We start from the raw sequence: 21,662 nt of genomic DNA, 5'->3' as shown, positions 1-21,662 counted from the left end.
GCTCACAATCTCCTCGCAGGCCCTGTGAATGGTGTCTGTCACAGGGAGCAACGGGCATCGGCACCGCGTTTCTTCCAGGCGAGCAATGGTCAAGACCCGTGGACGGGAGCCAAACCGACCCAGCGGTGATAGGCGTCCACGTCGACATTGCTGCCGCACACGATGGTGACAACGTGTCGGCCGGCGAAGCGGTCACGGTCTTCGAGGATCGCCGCGATGCCGAGCGCGGCCGACGGTTCGACGACGAGGCCGGCGTGGTCGAGGAGCATCCGCATACCGGCGATGATCGACGCCTCCTGGACCAGGACCGCGTCGTCAGCGACCAGGAGGAGGTCGTCCAGGACGGCCGGGATGGGACACCGGCCGGCGACGCCGTCAGCGATGGTGTTGGTCGAGTCGGTGGTGACGACGCGCCGCTGGCGCCACGAGTGTGTCAGCGCCGGTGCGCCCAGCGGCTGGACGCAGATCACCTCGACCTCGGGCGCCATGGCCTTCACCACATGACCCACGCCGGTGGCCAGCGCCCCACCGCCGAGAGCAATCAGGACGGTGTCGAACGACGGCGCAGTGTCCACCAGCTCCAAGCCGATGGTCGCCGCGCCCTCGCAGGTCTCGATGTCCAGGCTGTCTTCGACCAGCCGGATGCCGTCGCAGCGCGCGATGGCCGCCGCCCGCTCGCGAGCCATCTCGTGGTCGCCGTCCACCAGCTCCAACCCGGCGTCCAGTGCGCGGATGCGATCAAGCTTGGCCACAGTCGCGAAGCGGGATGCCACGACGGTGACGTCGAGCCCCCGGCCGCGACCGGACCAGGCGAGGGCTTGGCCGAGGTTGCCCGCGCTGGCGCACACCACGGCTCGCGGGCCATGGTCGGCGAGCAGGCTCGCGACCACCTCGGTGCCGCGGGCCTTGAAGCTGCGGACCGGGTTCGCCGTTTCGAGCTTGATGCTCACCCTGCACCCGAGGTCGGGCTCCAGCGCCTCGCAGCGGTACAGCGGAGTGTCGAGAAAAATCGGGTCGATCACCCGGCGAGCCGCCCGGATCCGAGCAGTGTCGAGGCGCGTCTCCTGCATGACACAGCAGCGTAGGGCCGCCGGCGCTGTTCCATGGGCAATTGAGTGGTAAATCGGCTGACGCATGATCAGGCGGATGCGTCTTCCTGGCGTTCGACCAGGACGCCGTTCTCGAAGCGGGCGCCCGCGCGGACCTGGGGGACCAGGTGGGTGCCGGTGATCGCCCGCCAGCGGGCCTGCGCGGACTCGACCAGCTTGAACACCATCGCGAGGCGGCGGCCGGGCTGCCGGCACCGCGGGTGACCTTGGTGCGGAGCTTGACCGTGGAGAACGTCGACTCGATGGGGTTCGTGGTCCGCAGCTGTATCCAGTGCTCGGCCTGGAAGTCGTAGAACGCCAGCAGCTGCTCCCGGTCCTCGGTGATCTCGCGACGGCCTTGGGCCACTTCGCGCCGTAAGTCTTCGCGAACGCCTCGGTGTGGCCTTCCTCCCAGTGGCTCGTGTCGATGCCGGCATCCACGGCCGCGCCCAGGATCTGGGTGTCGTGGAGGAATTCCGGGGCCATCTGCCGCCCGGCGAGGTCTTCACCAGGTGGTCGGTCCCGGCGGAGCAGGTCAGCCGCCAGGAGACGGTGCCCTCACGGTCGCCGGGGCCGGGGTCGGCGGCCAGGTGGCCGTCCAGAGCGAGCGGTTATGGCGTTCATCAGCTCGCGTCCGCCAGGTCGTTGGTGCGGTGGGCGGCGTCGTAGGCGTCCAGGACGGCCTTGGCCGGGTCGCCCTTGTCGGCGACCTGGTAGCCGTTGGCGCGCGCCCACGTCCGGATCGCGGCCAGCGCCCTCCGAGGTGCGCTTGCCGGTCCGAGCCGCCGGGCCCGGGGCGGGTGCCGGGAGGTGGCCGCCTGCACCGTCGTGGCGACGTGGCCGCCGGCCTTCACCGCGCGCTGCGCCCGCGCGGCTTCCAGTTCGGCCGCGGCCTTGGCGACACGTACCTCTGCCTCCCGCTGCGCGGTGTCGGCGACGCGGCGTTCGGTCAGCTCGGAGGTCGCTGCGGACGCGGGCAGCCCGGTTGCGGAGGCTGGCGGCGGGGTGTTTCTTCGCCCAGGGGAGCAGGGCCTCGATCCCGTCGGTGCCCATCGACTGTCCCTCCTGCACGACGGTGGTGCGGGGCTGGCACTGGGCGATCTCCAGCGGCTCGCGGCTGCGCTTCCGTTGGGCTTCCGTTGGGCGTCGGTGAGCGGCCGGGCCTTCGCGCCGTGCCGATGCCAGAGCGGGGACGCGGGTGGTTCGGGGTGGGAGAGGCGTGGTCGACGTCGCGTTGGGTGTTGCTCATGGGGGCCTCCGGGTGGAGGAAGTCAGGCATGGTCGTCGTCGCGCCGGCGTTTGGGCTGGACGTCGGAGGCGAACCGTCCGAGGCGGGCCTCGGTGGGTTCGTGGGCGATCCAACGCTGTGACCAAGACCTGATGGTATGTCAATAGCCGTTGTGAATGGGCATGTTCTGGGCATACATTCTGCAATCCGCAAGAGTGCAGCGAGCAGTCGGCAACGGGGGCCTTCCGCATGACGTCGTTTCGCGGTGAATCCGACGAGCTCTTCCCCGACCCGGTCAACGCCGGGGCGGAGATCTTCGTCAGTGACTATCCGACCGCCATCACACCGGCCGACCCGGCTCGCCTGGACACCCGGCCGCCGCTGTTCGTCTTCCGCATCGCCACGGATGGCCCGGCGGGCGAGGAGGGCACGAGGCGCGTTCTTCGGGCGCTGCACAGGCCGCTGGACGACCGCGGTCCGCTCGTCCCGTACGCGCTCGTGTCCGCCGCCGAGGAGCCGGTGATGCTCACCGAGCAGGCGGGACAGTTGCTGGAGAACGGCACACCGCGGCGCATGACACCCGACCGGTATCCGCACTTCGACGTCGTGCGGTCGCTCGTCACCTACATCCGTGAACGTCCCCAGCAGTCGGTCGGCGGGTACGCCGAGGAACTGCGCCGGCACGCCTGCGACCGACAGCAGGCTGAGCGGCGGGGTCTGCTCGGGCGTCTACCGAGGGCGGCCTCGACCGATGTGTCGCCCGACGGCGGCGACGTGAAGGGCTGGCTGCTGAAAGTCTTCTGGCTGTCGTTCACCTGCCATCTGCCACGCTGGGTCTGGTCCCGCCGGATCTCCCGGAAGGTGATACGGCGCTGGCTCGGCGGGATGCGGGAGGCAGGCGGGCGTCGCGACCTGTACCAGGTGATGGCCCACGTCGCCGCCACCCAGGCGCCGCGGTTGCGCACGGCGTCGGACGAGCGGCACCAGGAGCAGGCCCTGCAGACGCTGGAAAAGCTCCTGCTGAGGGCTCTGCTGGAGGATCTGGCCACGCCGAGGACCGGCCGGTACCTGCCCAAACGGCGACGGCGCACGGCCCGGTCCGTGCTCCTCGTCGAGGTGCCGCCACCCGGTGCCGACGGGGCCCGCCGCGCCGAGCGGTTCCTGCGTGTCCTGCACGAGTTGCGTGACACCGCCCCTCGGCCCGGACCGCTCGTCGTCGCCGTCGGCAGACCGGACGACACGCTCATGGCCGAGCTCGGTGCCCGCGAGTCGAGGCTCTCCCAGGCCGCCACCGCGCTCGGGTCGCAGGACGGCACCCCGGTGGCCTTCACCTTCGACGAGACGTCCCTCACCGGGCCGGGGCTGCCCATCGCCCGGGTGGAGCCGCACCGTCGCTTCCGCACCAGCTGGCGTACCACCACCGCGCTCTTCGCCGGTACGGCCGTACTCGCCCTGACGGCGGGCGGCGTCGCCGCCGACCGGGTCCGTGACGGCGGCGACCGCAGCTGCGTCGGCGGTACCGCCTCCGTCGCCGCCCAGGCCCGCTCCCGCCCTGTTCCGCTGCACGCCGAAGGCTGGTACAGGGGTGCGCTCAAGGCCATCGCCGATCAGAACCGGCGCGCCGAGGCCTACGCCGCGAAGGGCCGGGACGTGCGCACCGTCGTCGCCTTCGTCTCCAGCCCGCCGCGCAGCGAGGACGACATGCGCTTCGACGGGACGATCCCGGAACTGCACGGCATCGCGATGTGGCAGCAGCAGCTGAACCAGGACGCAGGCTCCGACGAGAACACGGTCCCGCTGCGCGTGGACGTGCGCAACACCGGTGAGGCGTACCGCGACGCCGTGGCGGAGGCTGGGAAGCTGGTCGCCGAGGTGCGCGACGAGAAGAACGCCGAGGACCATGAGAAGATCGTCGGCGTCCTGGCGTACGCACAGAGCCGCGCCGAGACGCGCGCCGCCCTCCAGGTGCTCGGCCGGGAGGGCATCCCCACCGTCGGCACGACGGCCACCGCCAACGAGATGCTGGCCGGGAACGCGACCAAAAGCTACTGGCCCTTCACCCCGGACAACGAGCGCGAGGCCCGCATCGAGGCGAACTTCGCCAGTAGCGCCAACATCGTGGCCCGGCACGACGACAGCGACAGTTGCTCCCCGGCCCGGCGCGCCATCGTCATCCGGAGTTCCGCCGACCTCTACAGCCGCAGCCTCGCCGGCCGCTTCGTGTCGGCGTTCCCCGGCACCACGCGCGTCTTCGATTTCAACCAGGACGGCGACTTCGACCCGCAGACACCGGACGGCGCCCCCACCCTGACCAGCGCGAGCGTGCTCGCCGGGCAGTTGTGCAAGGCCCTCGCCGAAGAGCCGCAATCCGTCGTGTACTGGTCGGCCCGGGCCAAGGACTTCACCGCCTTCATCAGCGCGATGGACAACCGCGGCACCTGCGTCGACCGCCCGGTCACCGTCCTCGGCGGCAACGAACTCACGAACGTGGCCCAGACCGGCGCCTACGCCGAGCAGAACTGGCTGCGCCTGTACTACTCGGCGCACCGGCTGCCGGACGGGTACGCGTCCCTGAGCGCCGAGACCCGGCAATTCCTGTCACGGTACGACGCGTTCGTGCGGACCTACGGGGCCGGGGCCGACCCCTGGCGGCAGGACGGCCATTCGGCAGTGTCGTACGACGCCCTCCATGTGCTGTCGGACGCGGTGAACCAGGCCCGGTCGCGCGACGAACGGATCGAGCGCCGCTCGGTGCTGATCACACTTGCCGGCGGCATCACCCCCTTCAACGGGGCCACCGGCTACATCGCCTACGCGCCGGACGTCAACGCGCCCCCCGTGGACAAGACGCTGGTCATCCTGCGCCAGCTGGGTACCCAGCCGCAGGCGGTGCTGGTGTGCGGGGCGTTCGACATGGGCGAGTCGAGCCGGAAGCAGGGTCCGCCGTGCGTGTCGTGACCGGGGTGCTCGCGTGGCTCGCAGGCGCCTGGGCCGGGTGGAGTGGGGCCGACCGACGGCACCCCCCGGTGCTGCTGTGCCCGGGGCGGCCACCAGCGGGTGGCTCGGTTTCGGCGGTGGCGTCGTCGGCCCGCGGTCTACACCGAACCGGCTGCCAGCAAGCTTCGCGGCGCGCGACAGACGAGGCATTCAGCCAGGCCCCGCAGGCTGTGCCCGCGGCACCTTCCTGGCGATGGGCCAACGGCACCGGCGCACAGGGCGCGGTCCACGAGCCCGCGGACGGTCCGCTCGGCGGCGAGCCGCTGCTCGCGGGGGATCGTTCTCCGCCGGCGCCCTTCGGCGTCGTGCAGCGGGGGAGTGGGCGCTAGCGGGCGGGTGGCCACCGCACCCGCACTCCGCGAGGGTGATGTCGGCCGCGGGCACGCCGAACGCCGCACCGACGGTTTTCGGGGGGAAAGACCGGTGATGGGTCGGCCGGTCTCCGAGGCGCGCAGCAGCAGGGTGAGGTCGTGCCGCATGCCGGGGTGCCGGGTGGCCTTGACGACGTGGGTCCGGGCGGGCATCCCTGCGCGCTTCCACAGCATCCGCGCCTCGCGGGTGAGCATGTCGGCGCCGTCGTCCGGCTGCGCGGGGGACGGCACCTGGGTCTACGCTGCGTCCAGCGTCAGCGGGCGGGGCGGCGGACCGCGCCGGCGAGGGAGCTCCGGGACACCCCGGGTGCCCCGGAGGGAAGGTGTGATCCCGCCCGCCGTCAGGCCGGCAGCCTGTCGAGAAGCCATTGCCCGTGCTCGGGCGACATGTAGATGTGTCCCTCATTCTTGTCCGTGGAGCACTGGAATTCGTCCAGTTCGCTTTCACTGGTCGGCAGGCTGTTGACATTGACGTAGAGGTCGTTGTGCGTGCCGAGGTCCCGGATGGCCGCGGCGCTGACCGTGGGGATGAAGCACGCGTCCCGATATTTGTTATCGGCCAGACCTAGTAGCGCCTCGGCAACGATCTGGAAGGAGTTCAGCTGCCCGCCGGGGGCTCCGTCGCCATCGGGGATGCCGTCGGTGTACACGTCCACAGACCGGGGGGGGACGGCAGCGTTCCTGAGGGACGCCACCTTCTGGTGGTTGCCGCTTTGCTGGATGTCGAGGGTCGTCTGGTTGAGCCACACGCCCGTGGACTTCAGTGCCTCGGCGCCGGCGACATCGCCGTTGCCCACTCCGGTGCCCAGGCCATTGGCCACGCCGATCTTGCGGGGATGGCGCGGCCATCCGCCGAAGTCGTGGAGTTCCGTGAGGAACTTGGTGCGGAGCGGATCCTCGGCCGGGGTTTCATTGTAATCGTGGATGTGACGCCACAGCATCTGGCGGGCGGCAGGACTGTTGATCTGGTCGGAGAACGGGGCGAACACATCGGGGTGCACAACTGCGCTGTAGTGCGCGAATGCCTGCAGGGAGATGGGGACCCAGGCGCCTCGGTGCGGGGTGTCGTAGCTGAAGTAGGTATGCGTCTGGTGTTCCGGTCCGTCGTGCTCCATTTTGGTCAGCGCGTAGCGGGTGATGAGCCCGCCCATGCTGTACCCGCCGACCACGAGCTCGGCGTTTCCCGTCCTGTCGTGGATCGCCTTGGTGATGGCCTTGGTGACGACTGCCGCGTTGTCCTGGATGGATGCGCTGCGCTCGTGGTACCCCACGATGATCAGGTCTCTGCCGCTGTCGAGGAGTTTGGTGAAGAACGCGAACGTGCCTTCGCTGTTCCAGGAGTCCCAGATGTGGTCCAGGCTGCTGGGCCCACTGTCGAACCCGTCGGAGAGGATCAGGGGGCGGACCAGTCCGTCGTTCCCGCTCCCGTAGTACACCCAGGCGTTTCCGGCACCCAGTTGCCAGACTTCATCGGGTTCGGGTGCCTTTGGTACGGCCGTCCACGTCGGCAGCGGGCTGATCAGACCGGTGTTGCCGATGGCTTGTGCGACCTGGTCGATGTGCTGGTTGTTCTGCGTTTCGCTCATCGCTCGGTGACCTTCCACATCGTTGTTCTCTGTTCGAGCCGTGTCCTGCCCGTGGTTCTCGGGGCGCTCGGCGCGTCCGGCCGCTGCGTGGCCCGGCAGGCGATGGGCTGCCGGATGCTCGCTGCCGTTCTCGGCACCGGCTCTTCCGGGGCCACGCTGCCGCCGGCGGTCACGTTGCCGGGGGCGCTCACCGGGCTGGCTGACGTGCATCTCCGCGAGGTGCACAGCCGTCGGGAAGGGGTTCACTCCGCCTGCCCGGCTGGCTCCTCCGTCGCCCCGCCTGCGCCTCCTTTCCCCAGGAGCCGTGCTTGTCGTGGTACACGGCGGCGCCGCCACCGCCGGCGCCCGGTCCGCCGTGACCTTCCGTTCCGCCGGCCACGTCATCGAAGTAGTTGAACGGCGACCTCGATAGGCGAGGTACACGCACGGGGCCTGACCGGATCCGTCCGCTCCAACCTCACGGCCGTTCATTCACCGAAACACAGCCGACATCTGCTTGCAACCTCGGCCGAGTGGGTGATGCAGCAGGTTCCTGGACCAGTGAGCCGTTGTCGAACCTGGTTGAAGGGCTGACCAATCGCGGCGAGAACGACGTGCCGCTCTCGCCGCGGACATCGCAGTGGCCGGACGCAGCACAGTACGCAAGGCGTTCGTGATCCTGGACGGGACGCTGCTGCCCATCGCCCGGAGCGCCGCCGAAGCTGCCGGCGCGGGCCGTCTGGCTGGTGTGCGCGCACCACATCCCTGTGCGCCACGCGGCCGGGGCGCACAGGGATGTGGTGCGTATCGAGCGGTCGGTGGGCCGGCGTCCGCGACGCTTCGGTGCGCGAGCAGGCCGCGGTTGTCGTCAAGCGGGTCGGCCGCGACCGTGCGGGACGCGAGCACGGCTTCGCCCGACCCGGACAACCGGCACGCCCCGGCCAAGGTCTGCATGAACGCCGAGCACCCTCGGCGCGCTGCTGCGCGCCGTGACGAACGCCGAGACAAGAAGTTGATCCATCGTCATGCGTCCAACTGCGCGTCGCAGTCGCGGGACTGGAGAACGTGGGGACCGATGGGGCACGATGACGTTGACTCAGACCCTCACGACAGCCTGCCGAAAGCCCTGTCAAGTTGCTTCTGTGGCAGACGATCGGGGCGTCTGGAAGGTGACACCTCTGCGGGCGAACAGGCAGCGTCATGCTCGCGGCCGATCCGGATGACCCTGCCGTGGATTTTCCGCAGGTAGGCAACCAGCTTGCGCAGGGACCAGCGGGTGAAGGGCTGGCCGACTCCCCGCGGACGAACCCCCTCCACCACGATCGACCCCGAGATCGTCCCACTCGCTCAGCCGACGTGACAGCGCCCCGTCGTGGTCTGGGACCAAACCGAGGCCCGGTGGATCGCCGAGCGGTCCAGCGGTGGCGCGCGGACGGCTCGGCGCGCGCCTGCAAACTGCACCAGATGCCCCAACTTTGCGATCATGAACGCGTGTCAGCGGCAGTGTTCGGCAGTGGCGTGTAGCAGAGTGGGGATCACCGAGGTCGCCCCCACTGAAGGGATCACCGAGGTCGCGCCTGATTAAATCATGAAAGGTCCGGATAATGGTCGAAACCCAGGCCAGCCCGGTAACGGGGGGAGAGGCACCTCCCGACGCCGCCATGCTCAGCGGGCTTACCAAGCACTTCACTGATGCTAAGGGCGATAAGTTCACGGCCGTTAAGGGGCTCGACCTGCGGATCCCGCGTGGCGAGGTCGTGGCGTTCCTCGGACCGAACGGAGCCGGCAAGACGACCACCATCGACATGCTTCTGGGGCTGACCCGGCCCGACTCGGGAGACGTCAGGCTGTTCGGACAGTCGCCGCAGCACGCGGTGCGCACTGGGCAGGTCGCGGCGGTCCTGCAGACGGGCGGACTGCTTCCCGACCTGACGGTCGAGGCCACGGTTCACATGCTCGCTTCGCTCCATTCCGGCGCCGATCCCGAACACTGCATGAGCCGGGCGGGAGTCAGTGAGCTGCGGCACCGGAGGGTCTCCGAGTGCTCGGGCGGCGAGCAGCAGCGGCTGCGGTTCGCCATCGCGCTGCTGCCGAATCCTGCATTCCTGGTGCTGGACGAGCCGACCGCCGGCATGGACGTGGCTGCTCGGCGTGAGTTCTGGGCAGCTGTCCGCCACGACGCCGAACGTGGCATGACGGTCATGTTCGCCACGCACTACATGGAGGAGGCCGACCAGTTCGCCGACCGTGTGGTGATGATCGACCGGGGTGCGGTCGTGGCCGACGGCTCGGCGTCGTCCATCCGTGCGGCTATCAGCGGACGCACCGTCTCGGCCGTGATCGACCCGCCCGAGGCCGAGGAGGTGGGCAGGTCTGCCATCGTCCGCTCCTGCACGGCCCGCGGCGAACGCCACTTCTTCGCCTGCGACGACTCGGACGCCCTGCTGCGGGTGCTGGTCAACGCGACGTCGGCCACGGAGATCGAAGTCGCGCCGCGCAGCCTCGAAGACGCCTTCATGGCCATCACCAACTCCGACACGCACGTCGAGGACAGGCTGCGGTGACATCTTCATCCACTTCTTCCACTCGTTCGGCGCCGAGCGCCCGCCCTCGTACTTCGCCCGTCAGCGGGGTGAACCTCACGTTCATCCGCTACGAGCTGCGACGGCGGTTCAACCGCCAGACCACCGTCTTCACTCTTGTGCTCCCGGCGGTGCTGTATCTCGCCCTGTTCCGCACCAGTCCCGAGGATGCGGCGCTGCCGCACGGAAACTTCGCCGCCTGGATGATGATCGGCCTGGCTGTGTACGGCGCCGCGACGGCTGCCACCAGTTCCGCGGCCACCATTTCGGTGGAGCGATCGGTGGGGTGGATGCGCACCATCACGCTGAGCCCGCTCACCCCGGCGGGATACCTTCTCGTCAAGGTGTGGTGCTCGGTGGTGATGGCCGGCGTGCCCGTGGCCGTCGTCGGCGTGCTGGGGTTCGTGACCGGCGCACGCGCCGATGCCGATGTGTGGGTGACGTCCCTGCTCGTCGCATGGCTCGGTGCAGCGGTCTTCGCCGCGCTCGGCATCGCCATGGGGTTGGCCATGAAGCCCGATGTGGTCATGCATATGCCTGGGTTGACGATGACCGCGCTCGCCTTCCTCGGGGGTCTGTTCATCCCACTCAGCGGGACCATGCTGGACATCTCCCGCTTCACTCCCATGTATGGGGTGGCGACCCTCGCCCGCTACGCCCTCACGGACGGCTACTCGTTCAGCGGTGAGCACTCCGGTCTGGCGGGCGCCGTATGCAACGTCATCGCCTGGTTCGCCGCGTTCTCGTACGTGGCGATTCGCAGGTTCGCAACGAGTACCGGGCGCCGGTGACCCGAAGCCGCGAGACCGCGGGTGTGGGGTACGCAACAGGAAAAGGGAAGAAATTGCTCGCCATCATTGCACCGGGCCAGGGCTCTCAGACTCCTGGGTTACTGGCCGGCTGGCTGCGCGACCCGGCCCACGCCGAACGGGTGCGGGCTTGGTCCGAGGCCGCCGACTGCGACGTGGCCCACTTGGGCACAAAGGCGTCGGCCACGGAGATCGCCCGGACCGAGAACACCCAGCCCCTGCTGGTCGCCCTGGGCCTGCTGGCGCATGACGTGCTGGCCCGGACGGCACCTGAGGGCACCGCGGTGGTGGCCGGCCACTCGGTCGGTGAGCTCACCGCGGCCGCGTACGCCGGAGTGCTGAGCCCCGCCGACGCTGTCCGGCTCGCCGCGATCCGCGGTCGCGCCATGGCCGCGGCCTGCGCCGACGTGCCCACCTCGATGGCGGCGGTGGTCGGTGGTGAAGAGTCGGAGGTGCTGGCCAGGATCGCGGAACTCGGCCTTACTGCGGCCACCTTCAACGGCCCTGGCCAGATCGTTGCCGCCGGACCGGTCGAGGACCTTGAGCGGCTGTCCGCCGCGCCGCCGCGCGCGGCGACGGTCAGACCGCTGCCCGTCGCGGGGGCCTTCCACACCCCGTACATGGAGTCGGCACGGCAGGTCTTCGCCGCCGCGGCCGCCGAAACCCACTTCGAACGGCCATGCAGGCTCCTGCTGTCGAACGCCGACGGCAGGGTGATCACCTCTCCCGAGGAGATCCGCCGAGCGCTCATCGACCAGTTGGTCCGGCCGGTGCGCTGGGACCTCTGCATGCGCTCCCTCACCCGGCTGAAGCCCGGGCTGACCGTCTCTCTGCCCCCTGCCCGCACGCTCGCCAACCTCCTCAAGCGCCAGCATCCCGGCACGGAACTTCTCTGCCTCAACGCGGCCGGGGACCTCAGCCGGGCCTGCGCGTGGATCGGCAGGACCGGCGGACGAGAGGAGCCCGCCCATGCTGGTGTCTGATCTCCTGGACCGCCCGTGCTCCGAGCGCGGCGACCACCCGGCGGTTATCGACGCGCAGGGGTGCCTGAACTACCGCGAGCTGGGCACAGTTGCGGACCGCGCGGTCGGATGGCTGCGGAGCCAAGGTGTCACAGCCGGGCAGCGAGTGGTCTACGTCGGCGGCAACGACCGCGCCTTCCTTGCCCTGTTCTACGCCACCCTCAGGATCGGCGCCGTCTTCGTTCCGGTGCATCCGGAAATGACGGACTTTCAAGTCGGCCATGTCATCGATGACTGCGCCGCCACCCTGGCAGTCTGCTCACCCGCCGCAGGGGAGCGTGCGGAGCGCACCGTCGAGAGCGCGCAGGCGTGGAAGGAGATCCGGAGGACCGCGCCCGATGGCTTCCGCGTCGCGGCACCCGACGATGCCGTCGCGATGCTGATCTACACATCGGGCACGACCGGTCGACCGCGTGGAGTCGTCTGCCCGCACCGGCAGATGCTCGCGGCGGTCGAGGCGATCCAGACGTGTCTGCGCTATCACGCGGACGACGTGGTGCTCTGCCGACTGCCTCTGTCCTTCGACTACGGGCTGTACCAGGCACTGCTGTGCGCACTGACCGGCAGCACTGTGGTGCTCAGCGGGCGTGGCCAGGACACGGCCCTGCTCCGCCTCATCGAGCGGCACGGGGTGACGGTCGTTCCGGTGGTGCCCTCCCTCGCACAGATGCTCACCCTCCTGCAGTCCCGGTCCCGTCGGCCGACGAAGGTGCGCTTGTTCACCAACACTGGTGCCCGCCCGGGCCACGTGCTCGTCTCCGAACTGCTGGAGCTGTTCCCCGGTGCGGTCTTCGCCTCCATGTACGGCATGACCGAGTGCAAACGCATCTCGATCCTCGCCCCTGATCAGTACGCCGCGCACCCCGATTCGGTCGGTCTGCCGATCCCCGGCGACCACGTCCGGATCGTCGACGCTGACAAGCGGCCCGTCGGTCCCCGTACGGTCGGCGAGATCGTCGTCCGGGGCGCCACGGTGATGGCCGGCTACTGGGGGGTTCCGCTGGAGGAGCAGAAGCGCTTTGTCCGGTGCGCCGACGGCTCGCTCGAACTGCACACCGGCGACCAGGGCTGTCTCGACGAGGCGGGACGGCTCTACTTCATCGGCCGTGACGACGACATGATCAAGCGGCGGGGAGTCCGCCTGGGTCTGGCCGAGATCGAGGACGCCGCCGAGCGGATCCCCGGGGTGACCGCGGCGGTGGCGCTGCGGCCCGAACCCGAGGAAGGGCCGCTGCGCCTGGCGGTGCAGAGCGTCCTGGAGCCGGAAGAAATCCACGCGGACCTGGCACGACGGCTCGACCCCGCCCGGATGCCCGACCAGATCATCCGGATCAGCGCGGTGCCTCTGACCTCGAACGGCAAGCCGGACCGCGCGGCTGTCCACCGCCTGATCGATCCGCCGGGCACGCCCGCATCGCGCAGCCAGGTCTCCCCACGCACAGAGAGGACCCACCATGGACCAGTCACAGTTTGACCAGCTCGTCGAGCAGATCTGCTCCGTGACCATCACGGATCAGGAGACGCCGCTCGTGCACCTGGGCGTGGACTCGCTCCACACCATCGCCCTTGTGGTGGCCGTCGAGGAGCACTACGGAATCGAGATCGACCCCGATGCGCTCGCCGATCCTGCGCTCCTCTCCCCGGCCGACCTGTGGCGCCACGTTCAGGCACAGGTAGCTGCCTCGACTCCGGCCGGGATCTAGGCACATCATGCGAACCGACACCGGATGCGCGGTCGAGATGCCAAGGCTGTTCGAGCTGGGGGGAGATCTGATCTCCTTCGCGGGCGGCATGCCCGACCTGGGCGTCCTGCCGCTGCAGGCACTCTCCGGTCAGCTGTCCAGTCTCGTGCGACTCGGCGGAAGGGTCGCCTTCCAGTACAGCACGCCACACGTCTCCAAGGCCCTCGTGCAGGCAATCACCGACCTGATGACCCGTGAGGGCGCGCACGCGGTCGCCGAGGACCTGGTGCCCACCAGCGGGTCGCAGATGGGGCTGATGACCGTGGCCCTCGGGATCGGCGCACCGGGTGAGACCGTGCTGTTCCAGACACCCGCGTACCCGGGAGCCATCGCAGCCTTCCGCACCGCAGGCCTGAACCTGTGTGCCGTACCCGAGGAAGAGCACGGCATCGACCCTGCCGGGCTGCGCGAAACGGCACTGCGTCTTCGCGCGGACGGGCACACCGTACGGCTGCTGTACTGCAATCCGACGTTCCAGAACCCGACAGGGCTGACTCTGTCCGTCGAACGCCGCAAGGAGTTGCTGGCGGTCTGCGAGGACCTGGATCTCCTGCTGGTCGAGGACAACCCGTACGGACTGCTGTCGTTCGACGGCACATGCACCACCGCCTTCCACGGGATGAACCCGGACCGCGTGGTGTATCTGGGCACCTTCTCGAAGATCTTCGCTCCGGGACTGCGCTGCGGCTGGATCGCCGCACCGGCCCGCCTGGCGCAGTCGCTGCGCCGCACCAGTGAGGTGATGGCACTGTCGCCCTCCGCGCTGGCCCATGCCGTGATCGCCACGTTCCACGCCCGGGCCGGGTGGACGGACCTGATCGACGACTACCGCGAGAGCTACCGGGAACGCTGCGCGCTGATGGCCGACGCTCTGGAGAAGGAGTTCGGTACGTCGGGTCCCTGGCGGTGGCAGCGCCCGAACGGGGGCTTCTACATCTGGATGCGCCACAGCGAAGGCATGGACACCCGTCACCTGGTCCCGGCAGCGGTCGAACACGGCGTCTCCTTCACGCCCGGCAGTCACTTCAGCGTCGGCGGGGAGCACTTGGACGGACTGCGGCTGTGCTTCAGCCATGTGCCGAGGGAACGGATCACCGAAGGCGTCACGAGGCTGGCCGCGGCGATCCGCGACGGAGCGGCACGATGACCGGCACGCTGGAAGCCGCCCCCTCCCTCGACTGGTCGGCCTTCGCCCCGTCCTGTCGACTGGGCGACACGGACTGGCAAGTGTGGGGCATCGGCCTGCTCCGCAGCGCGGGCTTCCCGGTCTCCGGACTCGACCGGTTCGGCGGGCAGCGGGCGATGCGTGCAGCGGCGTTCTTGCAGAGCGGCGCCGTCGGCCATGACGAGTTCGTGGCCGCGTACGAGGCGGACCGCGCCGCCGAGTCGGACCAGCTGGCCCGCGTCGCCGCCGACGAGCGGGTACGCCTGGCCATCGCCTGGCAGAACCGCACCATGTACCGCATCCTGGACTCCGTCGCATCCTCGAAGGGAACCGGGGCCAAGCGCCGGGAACGGGAACGCACCCTGGCCATGTACTGGCTGCGGTACTGCGCCAAGGCCGAGACGATCGGCTTCTTCGGCCCGGCGGCCTGGATCTCCGTCGGACAGGTGCAGCGGGCCGTCGAGTTCCGACCCGGGCCGTCGCTCATCGCGGACAGCCGGGTTTTCTTCGAACATTGGATGATCGCCGCGCTGGGCGACTGGATGGCCGGACAGCCGGGCGCCCGCTGGTGGTTCCCGCCGATGCTGCGGGCCGACGTGCACCTCGACGGTGACCGGCTGGTCATGCCGGGCCGCCGCCTGGTGAGGCTGGGCGAAGACGACCTGCACGTGCTGCGCCACACCGACGGTGACCGGAACGGTGAGAGCATCGCGGACGCGCTCATCGCCGAGCAGCGGTGTGACGGCACGACGGCACGGCAGCGCGTGGAACAGGTGCTCCTTAGACTGCTGCGTCAGCGGGTCGTGAGCTGGGACGCCAACATCCCCGTCGGTGTACATGCTGAGGAGATTCTCCGCCGGCGGGTGACGGCCGTCGGCGACGCGGAGTTGTTCGTCCGGTTCGACGCGGTCCTTGCGGAGCTGGGACAGCTCCGCAAGGAGGTGGACCGCGCGGACAGCGCGGAGGAACTCACTGCGGCGCTCGACCGGCTCGACGAGTTCTTCGTCCGTACGACCGGGCAGTCGCCCTCCCGTGAACACGGCAAGGCGTACGCGGGCCGCACGCTGTGCTATCAGGACACCCTCCGGGACTGCCGGATGCACCTGGGCCGGGACTTCCTGGACGGCGTGTCCCGTCCCCTGGCCCTGATGGCCGACTCGGCGGACTGGTTCGGCGACCGCCTGGCTCGGCTCGCGGAGGCGGAGGTCGCGCGGATGGTACGCGATATCGCGGCGCGTCACGGGAAGGTGACCTTCGCCGATATCTGGCCGAAGGTTCTCAGGCTGTACTGGGGGGACGACGCCTGTTGCGTACGGACCGCGACCCGCGAGCTGGCGCAGAAGTGGCGCGAGGTCATCGGCTTCGATCCGGACGCCGCGCCATCGGCGCGGCTGCACCGGTCCGTCGCGGAGATCGAGGATCGTGCCCGCGCCCTGTTCGCGACCGACGGATCCTGCTCACCTCATCTGGCCCTGCACAGCCCCGACCTGCAGGTAGTGGCCCCGTCCGTGGATGCGGTGAACGCCGGCGACTACACCGTGGTCCTCGGCGAACTGCACGCCTGCCTGGCCACCCTCGACCTGTCGTTCCTCGACTGGACCACGGACGGTGAATCACTCCGGGACAAGATCAACACTGCGGTCGGCGCCGAGAGGATGGTGCCGTTGCTGCCGGTCGGCTGGCGACGCAACAGCGGCCGGATGGTACCCGCGCCGATCGGCACCGGCGACCGGCTGATCGGATTCACGCGGGCCCCGTTCGGCGACCGCGCCAGGATCGATCCGGCAGCGGCCATCGTGCTGGCCGACGTTGACGGCACGGTAACCGCCACCACCCCCGACGGGCGCTCGTGGCCGGTCCGCAAGTTGCTAGAGGTGCTGACATCGATCATCGCCGCGGACGCCTTCAAGATCGGGCTCGACGGGGCGCATTCGCCTCGGGTGACCCTCGACGACCTGGTCGTGTTCCGGGAGACCTGGCGGATGCCGGTCGGCGGGCTCGAGCTGCCCTCCAAGGCGGACCGGCATCGCGACTACCTGGCAGTGCGCCGCTGGGTCGCCGAGAACACCCTGCCTGATCGGGCCTACGTCAAGTTTCCCCAGGAGACCAAACCGTCCCTGTTCGACTTCACAAGTCCCACGCTGGTGCTCTCCTTCGCCAACCTCGTCCGCAGAGGGCGGCGGCTCGACCCCGACGCCGTGATGACCCTCAGCGAACCCCTGCCGGCCCCGGGCGACTCCTGGCTGCCGGATGCCGACGGTCAGCGCTACGTGAGTGAACTGCGGCTCCAGATCAGCAGAAAGGCGACGGAATGACAGCCATCGTTCCCGACGGTGCGGCAACGCCGGTCCGCCGGGCCCGCCCCTGGGAGGCCGACATCGTCGCGACGATCGGCGGTACCCCACTCGTCGCTCTCGACCGGCTGTTCCCTCCGGAGCGGTTCCGCGTCTACGCCAAGTGCGAGTGCTTCAACCCGGGCGGCAGCATCAAGGACCGCGCTGCCAAGTCGATGATCGAACAGGCGCTGCGGGCGGGTCGGCTGCTCCCCGGGGTGTCCACGATCGTGGAGTCCACCTCGGGCAATCTCGGTATCGCCCTCGCACAGTTGTGCAACTTCTACCGGCTGAACCTGATCTGCGTGGTCGACCCCCGGACCACCGGGCAGAACCTCGCCATCATGCGGGCCTACGGTGCCCGGGTCGACGTCGTGGAGCACCGCGACCCGACCACGGGCGAGTATCTTCCGGCCCGGATCGACCGCGTCCGGGAGCTCCTGGGCAGCATTCCCGGCGCGTACTGGCCGAATCAGTACGCCAACGAGTACAACGCGCGGGCGCACCGCACCACCATGCGCGAAATCTGCGACGCCCTGCCTCGTGAACCGGACTACCTCTTCGTCGCGGCCAGCACCTGCGGCACGCTTCGCGGCTGTGCTGAGTACATCCGGGACAGCGGTCTCAAAACCCGCATCGTCGCGGTCGACGCGGTCGGCAGCGTCATCTTCGGTACGCCCGAGCCGTGGGAGCACTCGTACCGGCGCACGATCCCCGGGCACGGGGCGGCGATGGTGCCGCCGTTGCTGCGGCCCGGGCTCGCGGACCGGGTGGTGAAGGTGACCGACTCCGACTGCGTCCGAGGCTGCCGCCAGTTGCTGTCGGAGGAATCCATCCTCGCCGGCGGCTCGTCGGGCGCCGCCGTCGCCGCGCTCCAGGACGGCTCGTCGCGGATCGAGCCGGGTGCGACCTGCGTCGCGGTCCTTCCCGACGGGGGCGACAGGTACCTCGACACCATCTACTCCGACCGGTGGGTCGAGGAGCACGTCCCGGAGTCTCAACGGCCTTGTGACGTCTCATGCTTCTCGTGATCCCCGAAATCCCGCACCGCGGGCCGAACCACGATCAAGAAAGGAGCGAGCCATGAGAATCCTCGGTCGCGACGACGTCCGGGCCTCGCTGGTGGGCCTGGAGTCTGCCGTGCTCGACTCCGTGCGAACCGCCTACCGTCTGCACGGCCAAGGCCAGTCGCACGTCCCGTTCTCCACCTTCCTGCGCCCGCCGCAGCCGACTGGCTCCCGCGTCATCTCGCTGCCGGCCTACCTGGGCGGGCCGGAACCGGTGATGGGACTGAAATGGATCTCGTCCTTCCCCGCGAACGTGGACAGGGGCATGCAGCGCGCCTCGTCGCTGTGCATCCTCAACGACCTGGAGTCCGGTTACCCGTCGGCCCTGTTGGAGGGCAGTCAGGTATCCGCGACACGGACAGCCGCAGGTGCCGCGCTGGCAGCGAAGGTCCTCCACGGCGACCGCCGGGTGCGCACGGCCGGGCTGATCGGGTGCGGCACGATCAACCACCGCGTCATGGCATATCTGACGCTGGTGCACCCGCACATCGAGACCGTGGCGTTGCAGGACGTGGTCGCCGAGCGTGCCGAGGTGCTCGCGTCCGAGCTGGCCGCCGAGTACCCGGGGATCACGTTCCGGGCCGGTGACGTGGGGGAGGCGCTCAGGGCCGACACCGTGAGCATCGCCACGACCGACTCCACCTACTGGCTGAACCTGGCCGACTATCCGCTGCAGCCGTCCGGCCAGGTGATCCTGCACCTGTCGCTGCGCGACCTGAGCACGGCCTCGGTGCTCGGCGCGCACAACGTGGTCGACGACATCGCACACGTCTGCCGCGAGCAGACCTCCGTGCACCGCGCCGAGCAGGAGGTGGGTCACCGGGAGTTCATCCACGCCGAGATCGGTGCCGTGCTGGAGGGGCGGACCGGCATCCGGGAGACGGCAGGGCCCATCGTCTTCTCGCCCTTCGGCCTGGGCATCCTCGACCTCGCGGTGGCGCAGCTGGTGCTCAGGGCCGCCGACCGGGCCGGTCTGGGCATCGAGGTCGAGGGTTTCGATCCCGGCGGCCACCGGGTCACCGCGGTGCTGGCCGGGAGCGCGCCATGAGGGGGCCGGGAGCGCTGTTCGCCGAGGGCTCCAAGGCCCTGGTGACCGGTGCGTCGCGAGGCATCGGCGCGGCGATCGCGGTCGCCCTGGCCGAGCACGGCTGTGACGTCGCCCTCAACTACCATTCCAGCGCCTCGCGAGCGGAGGAGGTCGCGGAGGTGGTGCGCGGGCTCGGCCGACAGGCGCTGCTGCTGCGGGCGGACGTCTCGGACGAAAACCAAGTGACCGCGATGTACAAGGAGTTGCGCGGGTCCTGGGGACCCCTGGACGTCGCCGTCCTCAACGCCGGGGTGACCGCTGACGGGCACCTGGCCGCCATGAGCCGCGCGAAGTGGCAGGAGGTCATCGGCACCAACCTGACCGGCGCCTTCCTGACGGCCCGAGAGGCGACGAAGCAGATGTACGCGACCGGCGGCGCGATCGTCCTGATCGCCTCCACCAGCGGCATCGCCGGCCGGGCCGGCCAGGCCAACTACGCGGCGAGCAAGGGCGGGGTGATCGCCATGGCCAGGACACTGGCGTACGAGACCGCCCCTCGCGGTATCCGGGTCAACGTGGTGGCGCCCGGATTCATCGACACCGACATGGTCCGCAAGGTGCCTCCCGCGCAGCTGAAGGAGGCGTACCAGGCGATCCCCCTCGGACGTATGGGGACCCCGGCCGAAGTGGCTCAGGCAGCGGTCTTCCTGGCCAGCCCGGCCGCGTCCTACATCACCGCCAAGGTCCTCACCGTGGACGGCGGAATGCTCTATAGCTGACAAATCGCCCCGTACCGGACAGAGTGACCAGACAGCAACTTCGTCGTCCCGGAACCCCAGGAAAGGATCCTGCCGTGTCCGTCACCACCGTCGAGCACGTCCGCGCCCAGGCCGAGAGGCGCCTGGAGAGAAACATGAAGATCAAGTCGATGATCATCGGTCAGCTCGGCCTAGGCGTCGACCCGGCCGTCGTGTCCGACAACCAGCCGCTGTTCGGCCGCGGCCTCGAGATGGACTCGCTCGACAGCCTGGAGATCGTCGTGATGGTCAACAACGAGTACGACGTACTGATCAACGACGACGACTTCGAGGCCTTCGGCTCCGTCAATGCCCTGGTGGACTTCATCGAAGCCCGCGAGGTCGGACCATGACCGTTACGCCAGAAGCCCCCGCACCCGCCCCCAGGCGCCGGGCCGAGGCAGCCAAGGGCACCTACAGCTACTCCTCGGACGACATCAAGCGGCTGCTGCCGCACCGCTGGCCGATGCTGATGATCGACCGGGCGTACGACGTCGTACCCGGCGTATCCGGGCGTGGGGTGAAGAACGTCTCGGTGAACGAGCCGTTCTTCGCCGGGCACTACCCAGACCACTCGATCATGCCGGGCGTGATGATCGTCGAGGCGATGGCCCAGTTGGTGGCGGTCGTGTACGTGGCCGAACTCGTCGAGTCGGACGGAGCCGGGGCCGGCGACCCCGCCGCCGGCGTCGGCTACCTCGGTGCCATCAGCTCGATGAAGTTCTCCCGGTTGGTCGTGCCCGGTGACCAGCTGCTGCTGGAGGCCCGGCTCGGCCAGCGGCTCGGCCGGCTGCGGCAGGTGACGGTCCGGGCCGCAGTGGGCTCGGCGCCAGCGGCCGCGGGATCTCTGGTCGTCACCACGGAGCGCAAGGCGTAGCGGCTGTGCCCCTGCCGGTGGCACTTGATGCGAAGAGGGAGGAGTGCGGAATGTCGCTCATGATCCGCCCGTACCAGAGCGGCGACGAGAACCATGTCGCGGAGCTCTTCAACCGTCATCGTGACAGTCCGAACCCGGTGGCCGGGGGGATCAGCGGGGAGGAGCTGGCGCGGGAGCTGGCCGAGCGGAACACGGCCGCCTTCCTCGTGGCGGTCGACGGTGGGCGTGTGGTGGGCACCTTCGGCCTCTTCCAGACCACCGGCCGGCGTTCCGCACGCGCCGGCGAGCTCATCGCCGACATGTTCTTCGTCGCTCCGGCCTACCGGAACGGGGTTCTGACCGGACGCCTGTTCACCGAGGCGGTCGAGTGGATGAAGCGGTCCGGCTGCCTTGTGCTGCGACTGACCGTCAATCCGGCCAATACGGTGGCGCTCCGGCTCTACCGGCGTGTCGGGTGCGTCTCCGTGGGACCGGCCGTGCCCGGGGAGGACGGCAATGTCGAGCTGCACAACTACATTCCGCTGATCCTGCGGAGTGTGGTCGGGGATCTCGACAGCGAGGTTCGCAGGGCGCTGAGGGGACTGAGCAGTTTCGCGACCATCACGCCTGCCCGGGAGGACGAACTGCGCTCCGATGTCCGTCTGGTGGACGGCATCCGCCTGGTCGACTACTGCCTGACCGTGGGGGAGCACCGGCTCACCGCGAGCGTCGATGCCGACCAGGGATGCGTGCGCGAGGCAGCACTCACCGGACCGGACGGTACGCACCGCGAGTTGCGGATCGAGAAACCTCCGTATCGGGTGCGGGCCCCCCGGCAGGTGCAGGCGTACCGGTTCGCATCCGGCGAGCTGGTCTGTGAGGTGGACGGCGACGACGGGACGGTACGCGTTCTCGCGGAGGGCCACCACGGGCCGGTGTTCATGTCCACCTGGCCCAGCTGCCGGGCGGACCGGCCGGCCGGGTGGCGCGAGAGCGAGCCGCGCGGCCTGGAC

General features: G+C 69.6%; 17 protein-coding genes and 1 pseudogene. 14 read left to right on the top strand and 4 right to left on the bottom strand.

The genetic code is table 11. The annotated features are described in order from the left end of the window. Positions 1–89: 89 nt before the first annotated feature. From ACWD1U_RS32475 to ACWD1U_RS32465, 3 genes and pseudogenes are all read right to left on the bottom strand, one after another. Complete coding sequence (locus ACWD1U_RS32475; protein WP_451112960.1) at positions 90–1,070, bottom strand: threonine ammonia-lyase; 981 nt, start codon at positions 1,068–1,070, stop codon at positions 90–92. A gap of 68 nt (positions 1,071–1,138) precedes the next feature. Continuing rightward, positions 1,139–1,484, bottom strand: a pseudogene (locus ACWD1U_RS32470) (transposase); the annotation flags it as partial. Positions 1,485–1,711: 227 nt separating this feature from the next. After that, entirely contained in the window at positions 1,712–1,942 is a 231-nt protein-coding gene (locus tag ACWD1U_RS32465; protein WP_451112944.1) for an Lsr2 family DNA-binding protein, read from the bottom strand. Between the two features lie 623 nt (positions 1,943–2,565). Between ACWD1U_RS32465 and ACWD1U_RS32460 the strand changes: the two genes are divergently transcribed. Continuing rightward, a complete protein-coding gene (locus tag ACWD1U_RS32460; protein WP_451112943.1) occupies positions 2,566–5,274 on the top strand; it encodes an ABC transporter substrate-binding protein in 2,709 nt (902 codons plus the stop codon). Positions 5,275–6,025: 751 nt separating this feature from the next. Here the strand turns inward: ACWD1U_RS32460 and ACWD1U_RS32455 are convergent. Then, positions 6,026–7,480 carry an esterase/lipase family protein gene (locus tag ACWD1U_RS32455; RefSeq protein WP_451112942.1) on the bottom strand — a complete coding sequence of 485 codons (1,455 nt, stop codon included), beginning with the start codon at positions 7,478–7,480 and terminating at the stop codon, positions 6,026–6,028. Between the two features lie 1,430 nt (positions 7,481–8,910). Between ACWD1U_RS32455 and ACWD1U_RS32450 the strand changes: the two genes are divergently transcribed. The 13 genes from ACWD1U_RS32450 to ACWD1U_RS32390 form a co-directional block, all read left to right on the top strand. Then, on the top strand, positions 8,911–9,813 hold the full coding sequence (locus ACWD1U_RS32450) for an ABC transporter ATP-binding protein (RefSeq protein WP_451112941.1): 903 nt from the start codon (positions 8,911–8,913) through the stop codon (positions 9,811–9,813). 68 nt (positions 9,814–9,881) lie between these two features. Then, the gene (locus ACWD1U_RS32445; protein ID WP_451112940.1) at positions 9,882–10,622 is read left to right on the top strand and encodes an ABC transporter permease; all 741 of its coding nucleotides are present in this window, start codon (positions 9,882–9,884) and stop codon (positions 10,620–10,622) included. 53 nt (positions 10,623–10,675) lie between these two features. Then, positions 10,676–11,623, top strand: coding sequence for an ACP S-malonyltransferase (locus ACWD1U_RS32440; protein ID WP_451112939.1), 948 nt, complete (start codon positions 10,676–10,678; stop codon positions 11,621–11,623). Then, positions 11,610–13,136, top strand: a complete 1,527-nt coding sequence (locus ACWD1U_RS32435) for a class I adenylate-forming enzyme family protein (RefSeq protein ID WP_451112938.1) — start codon at positions 11,610–11,612, stop codon at positions 13,134–13,136. Before ACWD1U_RS32440 ends, ACWD1U_RS32435 begins: the two co-directional genes overlap by 14 nt. Beyond that, positions 13,117–13,365, top strand: a complete 249-nt coding sequence (locus tag ACWD1U_RS32430) for an acyl carrier protein (RefSeq protein WP_451112937.1) — start codon at positions 13,117–13,119, stop codon at positions 13,363–13,365. Before ACWD1U_RS32435 ends, ACWD1U_RS32430 begins: the two co-directional genes overlap by 20 nt. Before the next feature lie 7 nt (positions 13,366–13,372). Next, positions 13,373–14,551: an aminotransferase-like domain-containing protein gene (locus ACWD1U_RS32425; RefSeq protein WP_451112936.1), complete on the top strand. Its 1,179-nt coding sequence runs from the start codon at positions 13,373–13,375 to the stop codon at positions 14,549–14,551. Then, on the top strand, positions 14,548–16,884 hold the full coding sequence (locus tag ACWD1U_RS32420) for a lantibiotic dehydratase (RefSeq protein ID WP_451112935.1): 2,337 nt from the start codon (positions 14,548–14,550) through the stop codon (positions 16,882–16,884). The genes ACWD1U_RS32425 and ACWD1U_RS32420 overlap by 4 nt, the downstream gene beginning before the upstream one ends. After that, on the top strand, positions 16,881–17,933 hold the full coding sequence (sbnA, locus tag ACWD1U_RS32415) for a 2,3-diaminopropionate biosynthesis protein SbnA (RefSeq protein ID WP_451112934.1): 1,053 nt from the start codon (positions 16,881–16,883) through the stop codon (positions 17,931–17,933). Before ACWD1U_RS32420 ends, sbnA begins: the two co-directional genes overlap by 4 nt. Before the next feature lie 52 nt (positions 17,934–17,985). Next, a complete protein-coding gene (sbnB, locus tag ACWD1U_RS32410; RefSeq protein WP_451112933.1) occupies positions 17,986–19,017 on the top strand; it encodes a 2,3-diaminopropionate biosynthesis protein SbnB in 1,032 nt (343 codons plus the stop codon). Continuing rightward, positions 19,014–19,775: a 3-oxoacyl-ACP reductase FabG gene (gene fabG / locus ACWD1U_RS32405; RefSeq protein ID WP_451112932.1), complete on the top strand. Its 762-nt coding sequence runs from the start codon at positions 19,014–19,016 to the stop codon at positions 19,773–19,775. The genes sbnB and fabG overlap by 4 nt, the downstream gene beginning before the upstream one ends. 74 nt (positions 19,776–19,849) lie before the next feature. Next, entirely contained in the window at positions 19,850–20,146 is a 297-nt protein-coding gene (locus tag ACWD1U_RS32400; RefSeq protein WP_451112931.1) for an acyl carrier protein, read from the top strand. Further along, positions 20,143–20,670 carry a 3-hydroxyacyl-ACP dehydratase FabZ gene (gene fabZ / locus ACWD1U_RS32395; RefSeq protein WP_451112930.1) on the top strand — a complete coding sequence of 176 codons (528 nt, stop codon included), beginning with the start codon at positions 20,143–20,145 and terminating at the stop codon, positions 20,668–20,670. The genes ACWD1U_RS32400 and fabZ overlap by 4 nt, the downstream gene beginning before the upstream one ends. 50 nt (positions 20,671–20,720) lie before the next feature. Beyond that, a partial coding sequence (locus ACWD1U_RS32390) for a GNAT family N-acetyltransferase (RefSeq protein ID WP_451112929.1) occupies positions 20,721–21,662 on the top strand: 942 nt, incomplete at its 3' end.

This window comes from Streptomyces sp. NPDC002788, from assembly GCF_053592115.1.
Note: the sequence above shows the minus strand (reverse complement) of the source record. Positions and strands in the feature narration are given on the sequence as shown.

Excerpts from the sequence above, each read along its gene's own strand:
- ACWD1U_RS32475 (WP_451112960.1), bottom strand. The coding sequence starts at position 1,070 with ATGCAGGAGACGCGCCTCGACACTGCTCGGATCCGGGCGGCTCGCCGG.
- fabG (WP_451112932.1), top strand. The coding sequence starts at position 19,014 with ATGAGGGGGCCGGGAGCGCTGTTCGCCGAGGGCTCCAAGGCCCTGGTG.
- sbnB (WP_451112933.1), top strand. The coding sequence starts at position 17,986 with ATGAGAATCCTCGGTCGCGACGACGTCCGGGCCTCGCTGGTGGGCCTG.
- ACWD1U_RS32420 (WP_451112935.1), top strand. The coding sequence starts at position 14,548 with ATGACCGGCACGCTGGAAGCCGCCCCCTCCCTCGACTGGTCGGCCTTC.
- ACWD1U_RS32435 (WP_451112938.1), top strand. The coding sequence starts at position 11,610 with ATGCTGGTGTCTGATCTCCTGGACCGCCCGTGCTCCGAGCGCGGCGAC.
- ACWD1U_RS32455 (WP_451112942.1), bottom strand. The coding sequence starts at position 7,480 with ATGCACGTCAGCCAGCCCGGTGAGCGCCCCCGGCAACGTGACCGCCGG.
- fabZ (WP_451112930.1), top strand. The coding sequence starts at position 20,143 with ATGACCGTTACGCCAGAAGCCCCCGCACCCGCCCCCAGGCGCCGGGCC.
- sbnA (WP_451112934.1), top strand. The coding sequence starts at position 16,881 with ATGACAGCCATCGTTCCCGACGGTGCGGCAACGCCGGTCCGCCGGGCC.
- ACWD1U_RS32450 (WP_451112941.1), top strand. The coding sequence starts at position 8,911 with ATGCTCAGCGGGCTTACCAAGCACTTCACTGATGCTAAGGGCGATAAG.
- ACWD1U_RS32460 (WP_451112943.1), top strand. The coding sequence starts at position 2,566 with ATGACGTCGTTTCGCGGTGAATCCGACGAGCTCTTCCCCGACCCGGTC.
- ACWD1U_RS32425 (WP_451112936.1), top strand. The coding sequence starts at position 13,373 with ATGCGAACCGACACCGGATGCGCGGTCGAGATGCCAAGGCTGTTCGAG.
- ACWD1U_RS32430 (WP_451112937.1), top strand. The coding sequence starts at position 13,117 with ATGGACCAGTCACAGTTTGACCAGCTCGTCGAGCAGATCTGCTCCGTG.